This is a genomic window from Psychrobacter sp. KFRI-CH2-11 (assembly GCF_038239325.1).
Lineage (GTDB): Bacteria > Pseudomonadota > Gammaproteobacteria > Pseudomonadales > Moraxellaceae > Psychrobacter > Psychrobacter celer.
The window spans coordinates 2,516,640-2,534,405 of sequence record NZ_CP151283.1 but is presented as its reverse complement, the minus strand read 5'-3'; the positions used below and the strand labels follow the sequence as shown (position 1 = coordinate 2,534,405).

The 17,766-nt window shown below is 48.3% G+C and carries 8 protein-coding genes; 6 read left to right on the top strand and 2 right to left on the bottom strand.

The window, feature by feature from the left end; translation table 11 throughout:
* Nucleotides 1–30: 30 nt before the first annotated feature.
* From AADH33_RS10500 to AADH33_RS10480, 5 genes are all read left to right on the top strand, one after another.
* Nucleotides 31–1,026, top strand: a complete 996-nt coding sequence (locus tag AADH33_RS10500) for a Xaa-Pro aminopeptidase (protein ID WP_348548833.1) — start codon at nt 31–33, stop codon at nt 1,024–1,026.
* 107 nt (nt 1,027–1,133) lie between these two features.
* Nucleotides 1,134–1,790: a hypothetical protein gene (locus AADH33_RS10495; protein WP_348548832.1), complete on the top strand. Its 657-nt coding sequence runs from the start codon at nt 1,134–1,136 to the stop codon at nt 1,788–1,790.
* Nucleotides 1,791–2,057: 267 nt separating this feature from the next.
* Nucleotides 2,058–4,079 carry a hypothetical protein gene (locus AADH33_RS10490; protein ID WP_348548831.1) on the top strand — a complete coding sequence of 674 codons (2,022 nt, stop codon included), beginning with the start codon at nt 2,058–2,060 and terminating at the stop codon, nt 4,077–4,079.
* Between the two features lie 219 nt (nt 4,080–4,298).
* Complete coding sequence (locus AADH33_RS10485) at nt 4,299–10,484, top strand: DNA repair ATPase (RefSeq protein ID WP_348548830.1); 6,186 nt, start codon at nt 4,299–4,301, stop codon at nt 10,482–10,484.
* Nucleotides 10,485–10,499: 15 nt separating this feature from the next.
* Nucleotides 10,500–10,685: a DUF2256 domain-containing protein gene (locus AADH33_RS10480; RefSeq protein WP_075102564.1), complete on the top strand. Its 186-nt coding sequence runs from the start codon at nt 10,500–10,502 to the stop codon at nt 10,683–10,685.
* A 34-nt stretch (nt 10,686–10,719) separates the two neighbouring features.
* On the opposite strand, the gene AADH33_RS10475 is transcribed toward AADH33_RS10480, so the two are convergent.
* Together AADH33_RS10475 and metH are read right to left on the bottom strand one after the other, a co-directional pair.
* On the bottom strand, nt 10,720–12,213 hold the full coding sequence (locus tag AADH33_RS10475) for a hypothetical protein (RefSeq protein WP_075102563.1): 1,494 nt from the start codon (nt 12,211–12,213) through the stop codon (nt 10,720–10,722).
* 424 nt (nt 12,214–12,637) lie between these two features.
* Entirely contained in the window at nt 12,638–16,450 is a 3,813-nt protein-coding gene (metH, locus tag AADH33_RS10470) for a methionine synthase (protein WP_075102562.1), read from the bottom strand.
* Nucleotides 16,451–17,194: 744 nt separating this feature from the next.
* Between metH and AADH33_RS10465 the strand changes: the two genes are divergently transcribed.
* Nucleotides 17,195–17,749 carry a fasciclin domain-containing protein gene (locus AADH33_RS10465; RefSeq protein WP_100749062.1) on the top strand — a complete coding sequence of 185 codons (555 nt, stop codon included), beginning with the start codon at nt 17,195–17,197 and terminating at the stop codon, nt 17,747–17,749.
* Nucleotides 17,750–17,766 lie beyond the last annotated feature (17 nt).

Below are 17,766 nucleotides of genomic sequence, written 5' to 3'. Positions count from 1 at the left end.
TGCCTTATAGATTTCACTGGATACTACTTTATGTCTAAAACCATTATGTCGAAACCAACCACGAATAACATCATGATAAAAAGGGCGACGACGATCGCTATACTGGCAGCTCTCACTGGCTGTCAGACATTGTCTAGCACTGAAATCAAAAAGCCGAACAATATAGTAGTGAATAGTAACCCGTTAACTGCTGCTATGCCTGCCATTGATCGTCAAGGACACATTGCTTACGTAGAAGAGCAAGGGGTAGGAAGCGCCAAAGTATCGACACTCTATAGTATCCGTCCTGATGGCAGTGATCGTCAGCGCATTGATCAGATCACAGGTTATATCTATGCCCCAGCGTGGTCAGCTGATGGTCAACAGCTCGCCTATAGCAAACAAGCACCGCGCGAGCATCCTAAAATATATATTTATGATAAAAGCAATAAAACGCGCAATCTGGTGGTCAATGCTGAAGGCAGTAATATGTCAGCGTCATTCTCACCTGATGGTCAATATCTGCTATATAGCTCAACGGTCGCTGGCAATGCAGATATTTATAAAAAGCGCCTCAATGATGGCGACACCCGCCAGCTGACGACGTTGCCCAGTACCGAAGTGCAGCCAAGCTATGCGCCTGATGCTCAGAGTTTTGTCTATGTCAGTGACAAAGTACGTGCAGGCAGTCCTCGTCTTTATCGTTATTACTTTGCTACCCAGACGGCCGTGCCTATCACCACCGCTGGCTATGCTGCCAGTCCGCAGTTGAGTATGGATGGACGGCATCTGGCGTATCTCAATGGTCGCAAGGCTGCGGTGATGACGCTGGCGACTGGGCACGTGCTCAATTTGGCAGATACAGGGCTCGATGAGCCAGCGCGTCTGTCGCCTTCGGGTACGTACGCCGTTTATCCAGCGTATGCGCCAGATGTAGACGGCTCGCAGCGCAGTCATGTGGTGATTCACTCACTGTCTGGTCATCCAAGCTATACCATCAGCAGCCAAGATGGCGGGGTGATACGCTCGCCAGTTTGGGGACGTTGACGACAAAAGTTGTATATTTAACCTGATAAATAGGTATAATCGGTAATAACGAAACATAAGTCGGTTGCAACAGCCGGTTTGGTTGTAGGATAAGGAGTGTGCGTTTGATGCAGGAGTCTTTTGCGGTATTTATCACTAAGATAAGTCTTTATCCGACAGTGATCTTTACGGGTTTGGTGATGTTTGTCACCTTGTATTGGCTGGTATCGTTACTTGGCATGGCCGACATGGATACGGTCGAGCTTGGCGACGATGGCAGTGAGGCAGATATCTCCGATCTTTCATCGACGGGCTTTTTTACCGGTCTTATGCTCAAGTTTGGTCTTTATGGCGTGCCGCTTATTATTATCTTAACCCTTATTAGCCTTATCGGCTGGCTGCTTAGCTATCTGTATACCAGCTTTTTGCATCAATACTTTCATTCAGGTGCGCTTTATTATGTGTTTGGTACCGGGGCGTTGGTGTTTGTCTTGGTGGTATCGATGTGGCTAACTGGTCTTATCATCTCGCCTATCCGCAAGAACATCGCCAACATTCCCAAACGCAGCGCCGCAAGCAACATCGGTAAAGTTGCCATCGTGCGGACGCTAAGCGTGACCGACAAGCATGGCGAGGCTGAGCTGGCTGATGGCGGTGCAGGACTGATTCTCAAGGTGCGCTCACAGAGCGCTGACAATCTATTGAAGCAAGGCGATAAGGTCATATTGGTTGAGTATATCGCAGACGCCAATGCCTACTATGTGACGGCGGCCGAAGACGAGTAACGGCGATATATTGTATCGATGACAGGCGATAAGCACTGAGCTTTGTCTTGATTAGGCTTTGTCTTGATTAGGCTGTGTGTTCATTAGGCTTTGCGTTTATTAGACTAAAGAGTATGGCAGTGAGACCAACTACTAACTATCCGTCAATCAATACCCACCAATAAATACCCGCCGCTGTGGCGATATCGCAGTCAAATTTTATGAAAGAGACGATATATAGCTTTACATTATATAGTTTTACACTTGCGTTTTATTAGAGGAATAAATATGGACATACTTATCATCGTCGGCGTGGTTGTGGTGCTGGCGTTTGTTTTTATTATGGCAGCCCTTTTGATGCTCAAGGCCTTTTATTTTAAGGTAGAGCAGGGCAAAGCACTGATTATCAACGGCGTGAACAAAATCGCGGTGCGTTTTGATGGTGGCTTTGTCTGGCCGGTCATCAACAAAAAAGAGCTGATGCGTATCTCGCTTATCACCTTAGAGGTCGATCGCCGCGGCAAAGAAGGGCTAATCTGCGCTGATAATATGCGTGCCGATATTACGGTGGCGTTTTATTTACGAGTCAACGAAACCGAAGAAGATGTGCTCAAAGTCGCCAAATCGGTCGGGGTGGAGCGCGCCTCTGATAAAGTGGCGGTCAATGAGCTGTTTAATGCCAAATTTTCTGAAGCACTAAAGACGGTCGGCAAACAAATCGACTTTGTCAAACTCTTCGAAAACCGTAGCGAGTTTCGTGACAGCATCGTGCAAGAAATCGGTAATGATCTCAATGGCTATGTCCTAGAAGACGTGGCGATTGACTATCTGGAGCAAACGCCAAAAGTGTCGCTGGATGCCAGTAATATCTTGGACTCTGAAGGCATCAAAAAAATCACCCAGCTGACCGCGATGCAAAACGTCATCACCAATGAGCTTGAGCGTGACGAAGAGCTGGCGGTGAAGAAGAAAAATGTCGAAACCGTCGAGGCGATGCTGGAGCTGGAGCGTCAGCAAGCAGATGCCGAAGCCAAACAAAAACGCGAAATTGCGTCAGTCATCGCTCGTGAAACAGCCGAGACGCGCAAAATCGAAGAAGAAGAGCGTAAAAAATCAGAAACCGCTATCATCATCGTCGAGCAGGATCTGGCCATTCAGCGCGAAAACCAGCAGCGCGAAATCGAGGTTGCAGAGCAAAACCGTATGCGCGCCGTCATCATCGAGCAAGAAAAAGTGACGCGAGCGCAGGATCTAGAGATCGTCTCGCGTGAGCGTGAAGTTGACTTGCAGCGCATCGAAGCTGAGCGTGCCATCGAGCTTGAGAAAAAAGAAATCGCCAACGTCATCCGTGAGCGTATCGCAGTCGATAAGACCGTGGCGCAAGAAGAAGAGCGCATCAAAGAAGTCCGCGAAGTCAGTGAGGCGGAGCGTGACAAGCAAACGCGCGTTCTTGCCGCTGAGGCAGATGCAGAAGAGCTCAAAGTGCGTCAAGTCAAAAAAGCCGAAGCTGAAGAGCTGTCAGCGAAGCATAAGGCGGTGGAGATTACCACCCTTGCCAATGCCAATTTAGAGGCGTCGGCCAAAGATGCTGAGGCCAAAGTTAAGCTGGCTGAAGGAATCAAGGCCGAAGAGTCGGCGCATGGTTTTGCCGAAGCGGCCATCCAAGAAGCCAAGGCCATGTCGCTAGAAAAAGAAGGCATCGCCAAAGCCAATATCATCAAAGCAACAGGGCAGGCCGAAGCGCAATCTGAGCGCGAAAAAGGTCTGGCTGATGCCGAGGTAATCGCCGCTCGCGGTGAGTCAAACGCCAAAGCCGAGCGCGATGTCGGTATGGCCAATGCGCAAGTCGTTGCCGCTCGCGGTGAGTCGGATGCCAAGGCTGAACGCGACGTCGGTCTGGCCAAAGCCGAAGTCACGCGTGCGCACTTCCAAGCTGAGGCCGATGGTCTGGTCGAGAAGTTCAACGCCATGGGCAGCATGAGTAAAGAGGCTCGTGAGCACGAGGAGTTCCGTATGGGGCTTGAAACTGCCTTGCAAGAAGCCATGGCGTCTATCGATGCTGGTAAAGAGATTGCCAAAGAAAATGCTGATGTATTGGCTGTGGCGCTACAAAAAGCCAAAATCGATATCGTCGGCGGCGAAGCCCACTTCTTTGACAACTTTGCCAAATCACTCTCTATCGGCAAAGCCATCGATGGCCTTGCTGGTAAGTCAGATACCCTAAGCGGTATCCTCAATGGTGTGCTGGCCAATCAGGCAATGAATAAAGCCAACAAGTCAGATAACGCGCCGACTCAATATAATGATTAGTATGTTTGATAGTCAAAAATCTGCTGCTGTGGCGGCAGGTTTTTTGGTCAGCTCATGACAGTACCGAGCTGGCTGGTCTAAAAAAGCTTATCCACGCCTTTGTCGCTTAACGTTACTTTTCGTTTTTTTAGACCAGTCAAGATTTTCTTAGATTTATCTCATCTTTTCTTATTGCCCAAAATTCTTTTATTATATAAAAACAGAAGTGGACGACTCACGATGGCGGATACGCAAAACTCAACCAATCTAGATAGCACCGACAACGATAGCCAAGCCAATCAAGCCCAGCCCACCAGTCAAGCCGATCAGGCCGTCGCTTCAGGTAACGCCTATGAGCTTATAAAAAAACGCCTTACCGAGCAAGGTAGCCGCTTAGAGCAGCAAACCGCGACCTTAAATAATGCGCGCCTACAGGAGTTTGGCAGCACGCAGATGCAAGTGATTGCCCGCACGCGTATTCGTACCGAATATAACTGCGTGGCGCAAGATATGGTACAGGTCGGTGATTATTTGCTGTTTGGTTATAACGTCTTTATGGGGCTTAAGCGCGCCAGTAGTATCAAGGATGTGCTATCGCTATATCGTCTGAGCAAGGCAACTGATGGTGGCGATACGGCTGAGGAGGGCGCGCAGAAAAGCCGAGCCAATCCAGAAGAGGCGTATCAGTTAGAAGAAGTCGAGTTGGCAGGGACTTTTTTAGATCAGCAAGCTTTTGTGCAAGACTTCAACGAGCTATACCGCTATTACAAGCAAACGCGCCTTATGCAGCTGACGGTCAAAGACAGCAAGCTTTTGCTGGCGTTTCAGATCGGTGAGCGTATCAGCGATATTCGGGTGTTTCGCTTTGCGCTCGATTTTAGCGAAGGCACACCAGAGGCTGCGCAAGTGGCTTACGTCGACAATCGCGGTGAGCGCGATATTGAGCTACCACCTGCTTATGATTTTGAGTGGATAGAGACCACGCGTGAGCAGATGATTAATGGCAAATATCCGCACATGAATATCCTAGACACCATCTTTGTGGAAACGGTCGGCGGTGACTTGACCATCAAAATCGAAAACAATACCGAGTCAGGGCAGGGCATCTATAGCGAGCCGGTCGATGACCGTACCCAGTCGCTTACCGATGCTCAGATCGATTATGCCAAGGTGGGCAGCTTGATTTTGCTCAAGATATTACCGTATCGCGAGGACAGCTATCGCTACTTTGTTTATAACACCTTGACCGAGGCTGTGCTGCGGCTGGATGCCATCGGGCAGTCGTGTGTGCAGCTGCCTGAGGATCACGGCATCATCTTCCCTGGAGGCTACTATCTGCAGACAGGCGAGTATAAACTGTTTGATGCTCATAATGGCGATGCCAACACCAGTACGGGTAGCGGCACGGGAAAAAACCTAAAGTTTAAACGTAAGATCATCTCGCCCAATGGCGAAGATGTATTGTTTTTGTTTTATGACCGAGCACTTGGCGTCACGGGGCTATTTCCTTACAACCTTATCAAAAAACAGCTGGCAAACCCCATTTATTGTAACGGCATGGCGCTGGCTGAAAACGGCCGTTTGGTGCTGTTTAGTGCGCAAAATGAGCCGTCACGCATTCATCCAATGCAGATATGGCATACGCCGTATGCGTCGCATGAGTATGTCAGCGAGTTGCCTGAAAGCACGAGCTTTTATGGCAAAATCGGTAACAAAGAGCTGGTACGCGGTATCTCAGATCTTTATAGCATCACTCGCCTCATTGACAATCAAAGCGTCTCGCAAAAGCTTTATGAAGAGCTCGCCGACAATACCAGCCGTCTCTTTGATAGCTATTATTGGTTGTCCGAGCCAGAGCTGGGCGATATTGCAAGCAGTATCAAAGACGTCACCGCCACTGCCGAGCTGGTCATTGATGAGTTTGCCAAAGTCCAAAGTATCCAAAAGCAGACCCAAACAGCACTAGCGGATGCCGACGCTCAGCAAAATGATATCCTGCGGCAAATAAAAATCACAAACTTTGAGTCAGCCAGTGACTATGTGGCGCAGTTATCGGCGCTCAGGCGACAAAAAGGTCGGCTGGTCGGCTTAGAGGACTTGCGCTATCTAGATGCCGATAAGTTACAAGCATTGCAAAAGCAATTGGAGGAAGCAGAGAGCGAGCTGGCCGAAAAAACCGTGACGTTTTTAAGCGGTGAGGAGGCATTATCCAGCTATGAGGATATCTTAGCAGATGTCAGCGAACGTCTAGACACCGCCGAAACCAATAGCGAGCTCAAACCGGTGCTTGAGCAAATCGACGATACCGCTGCAGGGCTGGACTTGTTGACCGAGCTGCTGGGCACCCTCGATGTCGCTGATGCCACCGTCCGTACGCAAATCATCGATGACATATCGACCATTTACTCGCGCCTCAATCAAAACAAGGCCAAGCTCAATCATAAACGTAAAAGCTTAGGTTCTGCCGAAGCGATTGCGCAATTTGGGGCGCAGTTTAAGCTGTTTGGTCAGTCGATTGCCAATGCCTTATCGATTGCCAATACGCCGGAGAAATCAGATGAGCAAATGGCCAAGCTACTGGTGCAGCTAGAGGAGCTTGAGAGTCAGTTTGCTGATCCTGAGACGGGGGGCGGCGATCAGTTTTTGGCAGATATCATCACCAAGCGCGAAGAGATTTTTGATACTTTTGAAAATCATAAACAGCAGCTGCTCGATGCCCGTAATCGCCGGGCGCAAAACCTAGGCGATGGCGCACTGCGGATGCTTGAGAGTATCAAAAAACGCACCCAAAGCACTGGCGTCACTGGATTTGCCGAGGAAGAAGCGCTCAATACTTACTTTGCCTCTGATGGTCTGGTACAAAAAGTGCGGAGCATCGCCAAAGACTTGCAACAGATGGGGTTTAGCGTTAAAGCAGACGATATCGACGCACGCCTCAAAGCCATTCAGGTCGAAAGCTATAAGAGCCTCAAAGACAAGTCGGATCTGTTTGAAGACGGTGGGCAAATCATCAAGCTCGGCCGTCATCGCTTTTCGGTCAACACTCAGCCGCTGGACTTAACGCTGCTCAGTCGTCAGCAAACAGACGGTAGCCGTGTGCTAAACCTACATCTCACCGGCACAGACTATTATGAAGTGCTCGATAATGCAGAATTAAATGCGCTGCGCCCGTATTGGGACATGAGTATCGCCTCTGAGTCTGATACGGTGTACCGCGCTGAATACTTGGCCTATCGCATCATCGAGAGCGCGAAAAACAATCAAGACGGCCTGACTCAGGCGCGTCTGTATCAGGCTTATGACGACACGGTCAGTATGGCCAATGCGGCTCATACGATAGATAGCAGCGGCGAGATTACTACCAGCAGTCCACTGGCCACATTGGTCAAAGCTTATGCCACGCCGCGCTATCAGCTTGGGTTTGACAAAGGCATTCATGATCATGACGCCACATTGCTATTGCTCCAAATCCTGCCCACGCTACGCGATGCCGGTTTACTTATTTATACGCCGCAAGTGCGCGCGCTGGCGCAGCTGTTTTATTGGCAACTGTCCCTGGTACAAGCGCTTGGCCTAGAGGCTTTGCGCCCCTTTGGCTATGACACTTGGCTAAATGAAAACGTGCTGATACAAGTCGGCAGCTGGCTCGATAGAGCGGTGACTGCCGAGCAGCTGCGGCGTAGTCTTGGCAGCGATCGGGCGCAGGCGCTATTAATTGCCGATATGACCATGCTCATGCGCGAGTTTGTCACGGCTTATGATGGCAGCCATACAGGCAGTAATAGTCATCATACTAGCAATAGCAATGACGCCACTATCTTTCAACACCAGTACGTACAGCAAGCCTGCGAATACTTGGTCAGTGTCATGGGGCAGGCTGGCACTGATGCAAGTGGGATGCTCGCCAGTGGTCTAGATAGTGATGCTGTCGATCACAAGCTATCATTATCATGGCAAACCAGCCAGCAAGCACAAGCGCTGTGTGATCAGCTGCGCCAAGCATTGGATGCTAACCCAAGCGGCGGGCAAGCTACTCAAAGCATGACGCAGCTGCAGTCCTCTATTGGCAAGCTGACCTTGCAGCCCAAATCTGCCTATGAGCTACTAGCCACTTGGTTTTATGCTTTGCTAGATAGCATAGCTACAGATCAGACTACAGATGGTAGCAGTGCTGATGATGCTGATGCGCCTAGCGAAGATGTGCGCACTAAGCGAGCAGAAGAGGAAGCGCGGCGTCAGCAGCAGGTGGAGATCGGTCGCCATTATGTACCTGAAGCGATTGCTATCATGCTTACCCAGTTAGATGACCCCATGCGCGCATCTTTATTGCAGCGCTTGAGTACGTCGGGCGTCAGCGTTGATGCAAGGGCGTCGGAGCACGCCTCGGCATCGACCTTATCCTTTATAGCAGCATCCTCGTCTTTATCCAATGGCAAACACCCGCTAAATCAAGTACAAAGCTTTGCACGTAGTACAAGTAAGGTGGCGCTTGAGATACAGGTGGGCAGCTTATTGGGCGAGCATCAGCGTATTCATCAGCAGACCCTCACCTTTGCGGTCGATGATTTTTTAAGCCGTTTGCATCATCACGACAGCCAAGTCATTCCGGCCTATAGGCGCTATCTGGCGATGCGTACTGAGATATTGCATGAGGCAAAAGACGAGCTGCGGCTAAATGAGTTTATGCCGCGTCCGCTATCATCCTTTGTGCGTAACCGCCTGATTAATGAGAGCTATCTGCCGTTGATCGGTGACAATCTTGCCAAGCAAATGGGTACCGTCGGTGAGGACAAGCGTACCGACCTGATGGGTATCCTTATGATGATATCACCGCCAGGGTACGGCAAAACCACCTTGATGGAATATGTGGCGAGCCGCTTAGGGCTTATTTTTATGAAGATAAACTGCCCCTCGCTCGGTCATGATGTCACCTCCCTCGACCCCGAAAAAGCGCCCAATGCCACCGCACGCGAGGAGCTAAACAAGATTAACCTTGCCTTTGAGATGGGCAATAACGTCATGCTCTATCTGGATGACATCCAGCATACGCACGCCGAGTTTTTACAAAAATTCATCTCACTGGGCGATGGCACGCGGCGCATCGATGGCGTTTGGCAAGGCAAGACCAAAACCTATGACATGCGCGGCAAAAAGTTCTGTGTGGTCATGGCGGGTAACCCCTATACCGAAAGCGGCGAAGCCTTTAAAGTCCCTGATATGCTCGCCAACCGCGCCGATATCTATAATCTTGGCGATATCATGAGCGGTATGGAGGAGGTGTTTGCGCTCAGTTATATCGAAAACGCCTTGACTTCAAACAAGGTACTCGCGCCCCTTGCCAATCGTGATTTAAGCGATGTGCATCGACTGATCAAAATGGCAAAGGCCGACAATGCAAACCTCGCACAAGCCCAAGCTAGCGAGCTAAGCTATCCGTATAGCACCTCAGAAGTTAATGAAATTGTTGCTGTCTTGCGTCATATGTTTGCCGTGCAAGCAGTCATCCTCGATGTCAATCAGGCCTACATCGCCTCTGCCTCGCAAGATGATAAATACCGCACCGAGCCGATATTTAAGCTGCAAGGCAGTTACCGCAACATGAATAAGATGACCGAAAAACTATCGGCCGTCATGAATCAAGCAGAGCTGGATCAGCTAATCGATGATCACTATTTGGGCGAGTCGCAGCTACTCACCCAAGGCGCAGAGAGCAATCTACTGAAGCTTGGTGAGATGCGCGGCGTGCTGACAGAGGATGAAAAGGCACGCTGGGCGCAAATCAAAACCGACTTCTTACGCAATAAAGCCATGGGCGGTGAGGATGGCGATATCGGCGCACGTATCGTCGCGCAGCTTGTCGATCTTGCTAGCGGCTTTCATGCCATTAGCAGTCAATTTGAGAGCTATGTAACAAAAAATGATCCTGAGCAGCTGGCGCGTTTAAACGAGTCAGCAGAGCAAATAAAACGAGAGGCTCAGCTTGAATCACAAAAAATTCTCGCTGACAGCGTGCTCTCAGGTTTTGTAGACAATGCCAAAGTGGTCAGCGATAGTATCGATAATGGCTTTGAGAAAAGCATGACTCAGCTAACACAGCTCTACAAGCACGACCATAAAACCGAAGGCGAGTACCTCAAACAAAACCAAGAAATGCAAAAACAGCTTATGGTACAACTGGTGGGCGCGCTCGAGCAACTGGCACAGCAGATGGCTCACAGTCTATCGAGCCGTGCTGACGATCAAGCATCGACCACCGATGTCACAGAGCAGGCCGCGCTGATAGCACACGCTCTAAAAGATGCGCTTGCACCGCTAACGATGCGTATGGATGAGAAGCTGGCGATTGACAGCAGCACCGATCAATCAGGTAAGCTGATCGTCAATAGCCTAAATAAGCTGAATAAAATATTTGACGATTATGAGTAATCGGTAAGGGTAATCATGGCCCATAAAAAGGCAAACCTACCACAGAAAATATGCCCCGTGTGCCAACGCCCATTTACCTGGCGCAAGAAGTGGGAGAAGGATTGGGACAATGTGCTGTATTGTTCGGAGCGGTGTCGGCGGGGGAAAGTAAAAAATGAGCCGTCCAAACTAGAAAACTCAGCCTATGAATCGATAAGCTGAGTTTGATTCTGATAAGTTCATTTTTTATTACTAATTATTGACGATCAAACACAATGGTTTCGCCATCATCATTATTTACTTCATCTTGATCTGAATATGCCTTAAAGGTTAGAGTATCGTCTTCGACATTGACATTCATCTGGTAGAAAAATGATAAGTCTTCACCACCTGTACTACTATACAACGACTGCCCAAGGGTAAACAGACCATTATTACCTAGAGTATAGGTATTCCAGTCCATCCCAGAGAGTGGCACAGTACTGTATTCATAAGGCAACTCTTGATCGACTTCGATATGGAAAAAAGTCTGATCATCTAAAAAACCAAACAGTACTAGCTCATCATCTACCTGACCTGCCTGTGCTTTCCAGATGCCTAACTCATTTTCGGACTTGGCTTTTGAGAGGGTATATAGCTCATCGACCTCTATGACATTATCATCGTCTTCATCAACACCTAACGTCAGCGTATCACCAGAGATTTGCACTGTTCTTAACACGTTGTCTGATAGGCCGGACGTACCATTATTATCATAAACGATTTTATCAATTTTGAGTTCGTCACTTGCTTTTAGTGAGTATTTGCCCCATTCTATTCCATCATCAGAGCCTCTCGAAGAAGTCGTACCAGTTACTTGCGTCTGCATATAGGTACCATCGTCTAAAAAGGATAAAGTTACCAGCTCCTCATCACCCAAATCCATGCGCCACAGTCCTGAAAGCATCTGTGCATCGACTGTTCCTTTAACAGCAGTTCTTGAAAAGCTAAATGAATCATCGTCGACATCAAGGATGAGCTTCTCATCATCAGTCACGCGCGCATAACGAGTGCTTTGCTCTGAGAGTCCCTTTCCAGCATTACTATCAAAGGTTGGGTTGGTTGTGAGTTGATTGGTGGTTGGATTAATGGCGTAAGTACCCCATTCAAGACCATTTTCATCGTTATCAACTGAGAGATCCGAGTTCACTTGTACATGAACGTACTGATTATTATCTAAAAAAGCCACGCCAATCAGCTCATCATCTGTATCATCTACATCATCAAAGCTCCAAGCGCCTACGATACCGTCGGGTTCGATTTCTGAAAACTGATATTGTTCATCACTATCGATGCTACCGTTTTCATCTTCATCGACTTGCAGGATCAGCTTACCATTAGACACACGAGCTGATAGATTTGGCGCATCTGACAAACCCACATCACCATTTTCATCAAATAACTGTGTGGTGGTTAATTCGCCAGTCTTTCTATTAATCTCATAGGTTCCCCATTCTAGGCCGCCTTCTGGATCATCGACCAGCGATTCATTGTCAACCTGAACTTGCACATAAGTGCCGTCACTCATAAAAGATATAGCGCTCAAGTTGTTGTCATTGCCACCGTCTTGGCTCCAAAAACCAACGATATTGGTGTCAATAACTGATTGATCAGGTGGTGATGTAGATGGTGAGTCATCATTATCATCCCCACACCCTTGTAAAAACAGCGCAGTAGTAATGGCCAGTAGTGTCAATTTAAAAGTTTTCATTTTCTTTCTCTCCTTGAATAAAAAATGTAAAATCGAGCTAGGCTTACACGAACGTCCTTGTTCCTCCTTTTATTAAAAAACGTCTTGAAGATGGCAGAATGGTATATAGTTTAAACATGCTATTTATATATAATTATAAATATATCAAAAAAATTCGGATATGCGAATAAAAATATAAACAATTTTATATATTAAGAAGATGGTTTAAGTAACTGAAGAGCAGAAAATACAAACGTTGTCGTATATCAAAAGAGAGCCTTTTGGATGATGCCTAGCAAACAAAAAGTGATAGCGCCATTGTTAGACGGTGTTAGATGAGATGCGGCGAAAGTTACGACAATAACAATAATAAAAAAACGGCGTACTAACTAATTCTTAGTTAGTACGCCGTGGGTTAAAAATATCTAGCTAAACCATTAATAATCTACAAATTCGGATTTAACCACTTCTCAGCCGTCTTTATATCCCAATCCTTACGTTTAGCATAATCCTCCAACTGATCACGCCCAATCTTTCCGACGTTAAAGTAGTTACTATCAGGGTGCGAGTAATAAAAGCCGCTGACCGAAGATGCCGGCCACATGGCAAAGCTTTCAGTTAGCGTTGTGCCGATAGCGTCCACTGTACCCAGCCAATCAAACAATTTGCCTTTTTCCGTATGCTCAGGACAGGCAGGGTAGCCCGGCGCTGGGCGGGTACCGACGTATTTTTCTTTGATCAGCTCATCGTTGGTGAGTTCCTCACTAGCCTGATAGCCCCAATAGTCTTTGCGGATGCGCTCATGCAAATGCTCGGCAAATGCTTCGGCTAGACGATCAGACAGCGCTTGTACCATGATGGCATTATAATCATCACCCGCCGCTTTGTACTTTTCAGCAAGAGCTTCTGTGCCGACGATGGAGACGGTAAAGCCGCCTAGATAGTCAGTGTGCTTCTCTGATGGTGAGATAAAGTCGGCCAAGCTAAAGTTTGGCTTGCCGCTGGCTTTGTCGCTTTGTTGGCGCAGATGCTCAAAGGTATGGGTTGGCTGCCCGCCATTGGTAGGCGCTTTATCATAAACGGTGAGGGTATCGCTACCTGTGCGCCGCGCGGGCATGATTTTAAATACCCCTTTAGCGACGACTAACTTTTCATCGATCATTTTTTGTAGCAGGTTTTGCGCATTGTTAAATAAATCACGCGCCGCTTCTCCAACGACCTCATCTTGCAAAATTTTAGGATATTTACCCGCCAGCCCCCACGAGATAAAAAACGGCGTCCAGTCGATATAAGGCAGCAGGGTTGCGATCGGATAGTCGTCAAGTATCACTTGGCCGAGTGTATTTGGCATAGGTGGCACATAGTTGTCCCAGTCATAGTCAAAGCCACGCATGATGGCGTCAGCGTACGATATCTTGGCCGCTTTAGGCTGGCGCTTGGCCAGACGCTCGCGCACCTTGACATACTCTTCGCGGGTTTCATCGATCAGGCCTTGACGGTGCTCTTTCGACAGCAGCTTGGTCACCACGCCGACCGAGCGTGAGGCGTCCGAGACGTAGATGACCGCATCGTTTTGGTATTGCGGTTCGACTTTTACCGCGGTATGCGCTTTAGAGGTGGTGGCACCGCCGATCATCAGTGGCAGGGTCATGCCGCGCTCTTGCATTTGCTTGGCGACATAGACCATCTCATCGAGGCTCGGGGTAATTAGTCCTGATAGGCCGATGATATCGACTTTCTCGCTAATAGCGGTATCGAGGATTTTTTCACACGGTACCATGACGCCCAGATCAAGGATGTCGTAGCCGTTACAGCCGAGTACCACACCAACGATGTTTTTGCCGATATCATGGACGTCGCCCTTGACCGTTGCCATAAGGATTTTACCTTTGACTTCGCCCTCGACTTTTTCTGCTTCGATATAAGGGTTGAGCCAAGCGACCGATTGCTTCATCACGCGCGCCGACTTGACCACTTGCGGCAAAAACATTTTACCCGAGCCAAATAAGTCACCGACGATGTTCATGCCATCCATCAAAGGCCCTTCGATGACGTCGAGCGGCTTGGGGTATTTCTCCCATGCTTCTTTGGTATCGGCTTCGATAAAGGTGGTGATACCTTTGACCAGTGCATGGGCGATGCGCTCTTCTACCGTGCCCTCGCGCCAGCTCATATCGACGGTGCTGTCTTTTTTCTTGCCACCATCTTGATAGCTCTCAGCGATGGTCATCAGACGTTCGGTGGCATCTTGTCCACTCTCGCCTTGATTGCGATTGAGCATCACATCCTCAATCGCCTCGCGCGCCTCAATCGGGATATCGTCATAAACCTCAAGCATTGATGGGTTGACGATACCCATGGTCAGACCATTTTTGATCGCATGATAGAGAAATACCGAGTTGATGGCTTCACGAATCGGGTTACCACGGAAGCTAAACGAGACGTTGGACACGCCGCCTGACACCATGGCATTAGGCAGGTTTTCGGTGATCCATTTGGCCGCGTTAATAAAGTCAGCGCCGTAGTTATTGTGCTCGGTGATACCGGTGGCGACCGCAAAGATATTGGGGTCAAAGATAATGTCCTCAGATGGGAAGCCAACTTCGTTGACCAACACGTCATAGCTGCGCTGACAGATCTGGATTTTGCGCTCATAGGTGTCCGCTTGCCCATCTTCATCAAAGGCCATAACGATGACCGCAGCCCCGTAGCGCATACAGAGCTTGGCATGCTTGACAAATTCGTCATAGCCTTCTTTTAAGGAGATGGAGTTGACGACCGATTTGCCTTGGATACGTTTAAGTCCTTCTTCGATGATGTCCCACTTAGAGGAGTCCATCATCAGCGGCACACGGCTGATATCTGGCTCGCCCGAGACCAAATTGACAAAATGAATCATCGCTTGTTTGGAGTCGAGCATGCCCTCGTCCATGTTGATATCGACGATTTGCGCGCCGCCTTCGACCTGATCGCGTGCCACATCGAGCGCTTCGGTATAGGCTTCGGTTTTGATTAGGCGCAAAAACTTCTTGGAGCCTGTGACGTTGGTACGCTCACCAACGTTGACAAACAGACTGTCGGCGGTGATGTTAAATGGCTCAAGTCCAGACAGACGGCAGGCAGGGGCAATCTCTGGTATCACGCGCGGCGGATAGTTCGCCACCATATCTGCAATGTGGCGGATATGCTCAGGTGTGGTCCCACAGCAGCCGCCGACGATGTTTAGGATGCCCGCTTTGGCAAAGCCTTCAAGCAGGGCAGCGGTTTGCTCGGCGGTCTCATCGTACTCTCCAAACTCATTGGGCAGCCCCGCATTTGGATGCGCTGAGACATAAGTGTCAGCGATGTTCGAGAGCGTCTGAATATGCGGGCGCAGCGCATCAGCGCCGAGCGCGCAGTTAAAGCCAACAGATAACGGCTTGGCGTGACGGATAGAGTTATAAAACGCTTCCGCTGTCTGACCCGATAGCGTGCGACCTGAAGCATCGGTGATGGTGCCTGATATCATAATCGGCAGCTCAAAACCGATATCGTCAAACACGCCGGTGATGGCAAATATTGCCGCTTTGGCGTTTAGGGTGTCAAAGATGGTTTCAATCAACAGGATATCGACGCCGCCTTCGATCAGTGCCAGCGTTGCCTCGCGGTAGTTGAGCACCAGTTCATCAAAGGTAATATTGCGAAAGGCAGGGTCATTGACATCAGGGGACAGCGAGCAGGTACGCGAAGTTGGGCCGATGACCCCTGCGACAAAGCGTGGCTTATTAGGGGTTTTTTCGGTAAATTCGTCAGCTGCCGCCCGTGCTATCTGCGCGGCGGTCTTGTTTAGCTCTGGCACCAGATATTCCATATCGTAGTCAGACATCGATAGCCGCGTACCATTAAAGCTATTGGTCTCGATGATATCAGCGCCTGCTGCGAGATGATCGTGATGAATGTCGCGTATCATTTTCGGCTGGGTAAGTACCAGCAGATCATTATTGCCGCGCACGTCTTGCTCGATATCAGCGAAGCGCTCACCGCGATAGTCGGCTTCCTCGAGCTTATACGTCTGAATCTGCGTTCCCATCGCCCCATCAAGCATCAAGATACGCGACTTCATTTGCTCAGTGATACGCACGCGAGCGGTGAGCTGCTGCTCTTTATAAGGGAAGACGGCAGGTGGCGTTAGTACAAAGCCGTCCGCTGACGGTGCTGAGTGATCGGCTTGCGAAGAAGCCTGGGAGGTTGGCTGTTGAGTCGTCGGCTGTTGAGTCATAGGAGCGCTGCTTATTTCGTCAATATTTAAAAAAAGAGAGGGCAAAAAGGTGTCAGTACATAACGCGTATATAACTACCGGTTATTACCACAAAATAGAATAGGCAAATTCGCATTATTTTAGCATGAAAAATCTATCGCACACGGGCAGGCCGATATTCCTTTGTGTCATATGATAATAAAGCGTTTAAGCATGAGTGATCAAACACTGCACAAAAATCACGCCCTCATAACACTTATCAGCTAAGCGGTAATGTTTGAGCTGATAGCAGTTTAGGCCATTTGATAAACAGGCACAAATGAATATCATTTCGCTTAAAGATTACATAAAGCTTTGATTTTGACCATGGAAACTTAAAAACCTGCCCAAAAAACTGACAAAACTTACATCCATCGCACAAAAAATAGCGTAAATATGGATAGATGAATGATTGCTATATGTTAATTTGTATACATAAGGATTTGCATTTTATAAGTAATACTAACAAGCCTTCTGATAATGTGGTTTATCGAAATGCGGCTTGTTAATCAGTTGTCATATCAGTAGATATCGTAAAGAGTGGATAAAGAAAGTAGCGTGTTGTGTTATCCAATAGGTATTGTGCAGCACACCGTAATTTTTATTTACTTATTGCTATATAAATATCTGACTTTGGTAATATAAATAAAGGGTAGTGGCTTATGGATTAGCAGGCCTTATGAGTAAATCACCAATCTGACAAAATTCATAATCAAGGATGTTTATATGAAATTCTCTAAAATCGCTACGATAGGTACATTGGCCGTTTCAATCGCTGGTCTTAGTGCCTGTAATAACATGATGCCGACCAAAAGCGCGCAAATGAAAGCGCCGATGCACAGCCAATCTATGACAAAGATGAACGTCGTGCAAATCGCACAAAGCAATTCTGATTTTTCGTTATTGGTAGAAGCGGTCGTAGCAGCAGATTTGGCCGGTGCTTTATCTAATCCCAATGCTCACTATACGGTATTTGCGCCAACCAACGCCGCCTTTATGCAAGCATTAAAAGAAACTGGCATGACAAAAGAGCAGCTATTTGCCAACAAGCCATTACTGACCAAAATCTTAGGCTATCACGTAATCAATGGCAATATGGCCATGTACGCCAAAGATGTCAAACCAGGCAATGTCACGACCGTGAGTAAAGATACGCTGATGGTGACGCCAAAAGGGCAGCTGATGGATGAAATGGGTCGTACCACCAATATCATCAAAACCGATATTGCGGCGAGCAATGGGGTGATACATGTGGTGGATCGTGTGTTGATGCCCAAATAACCATAAACATTGATAAC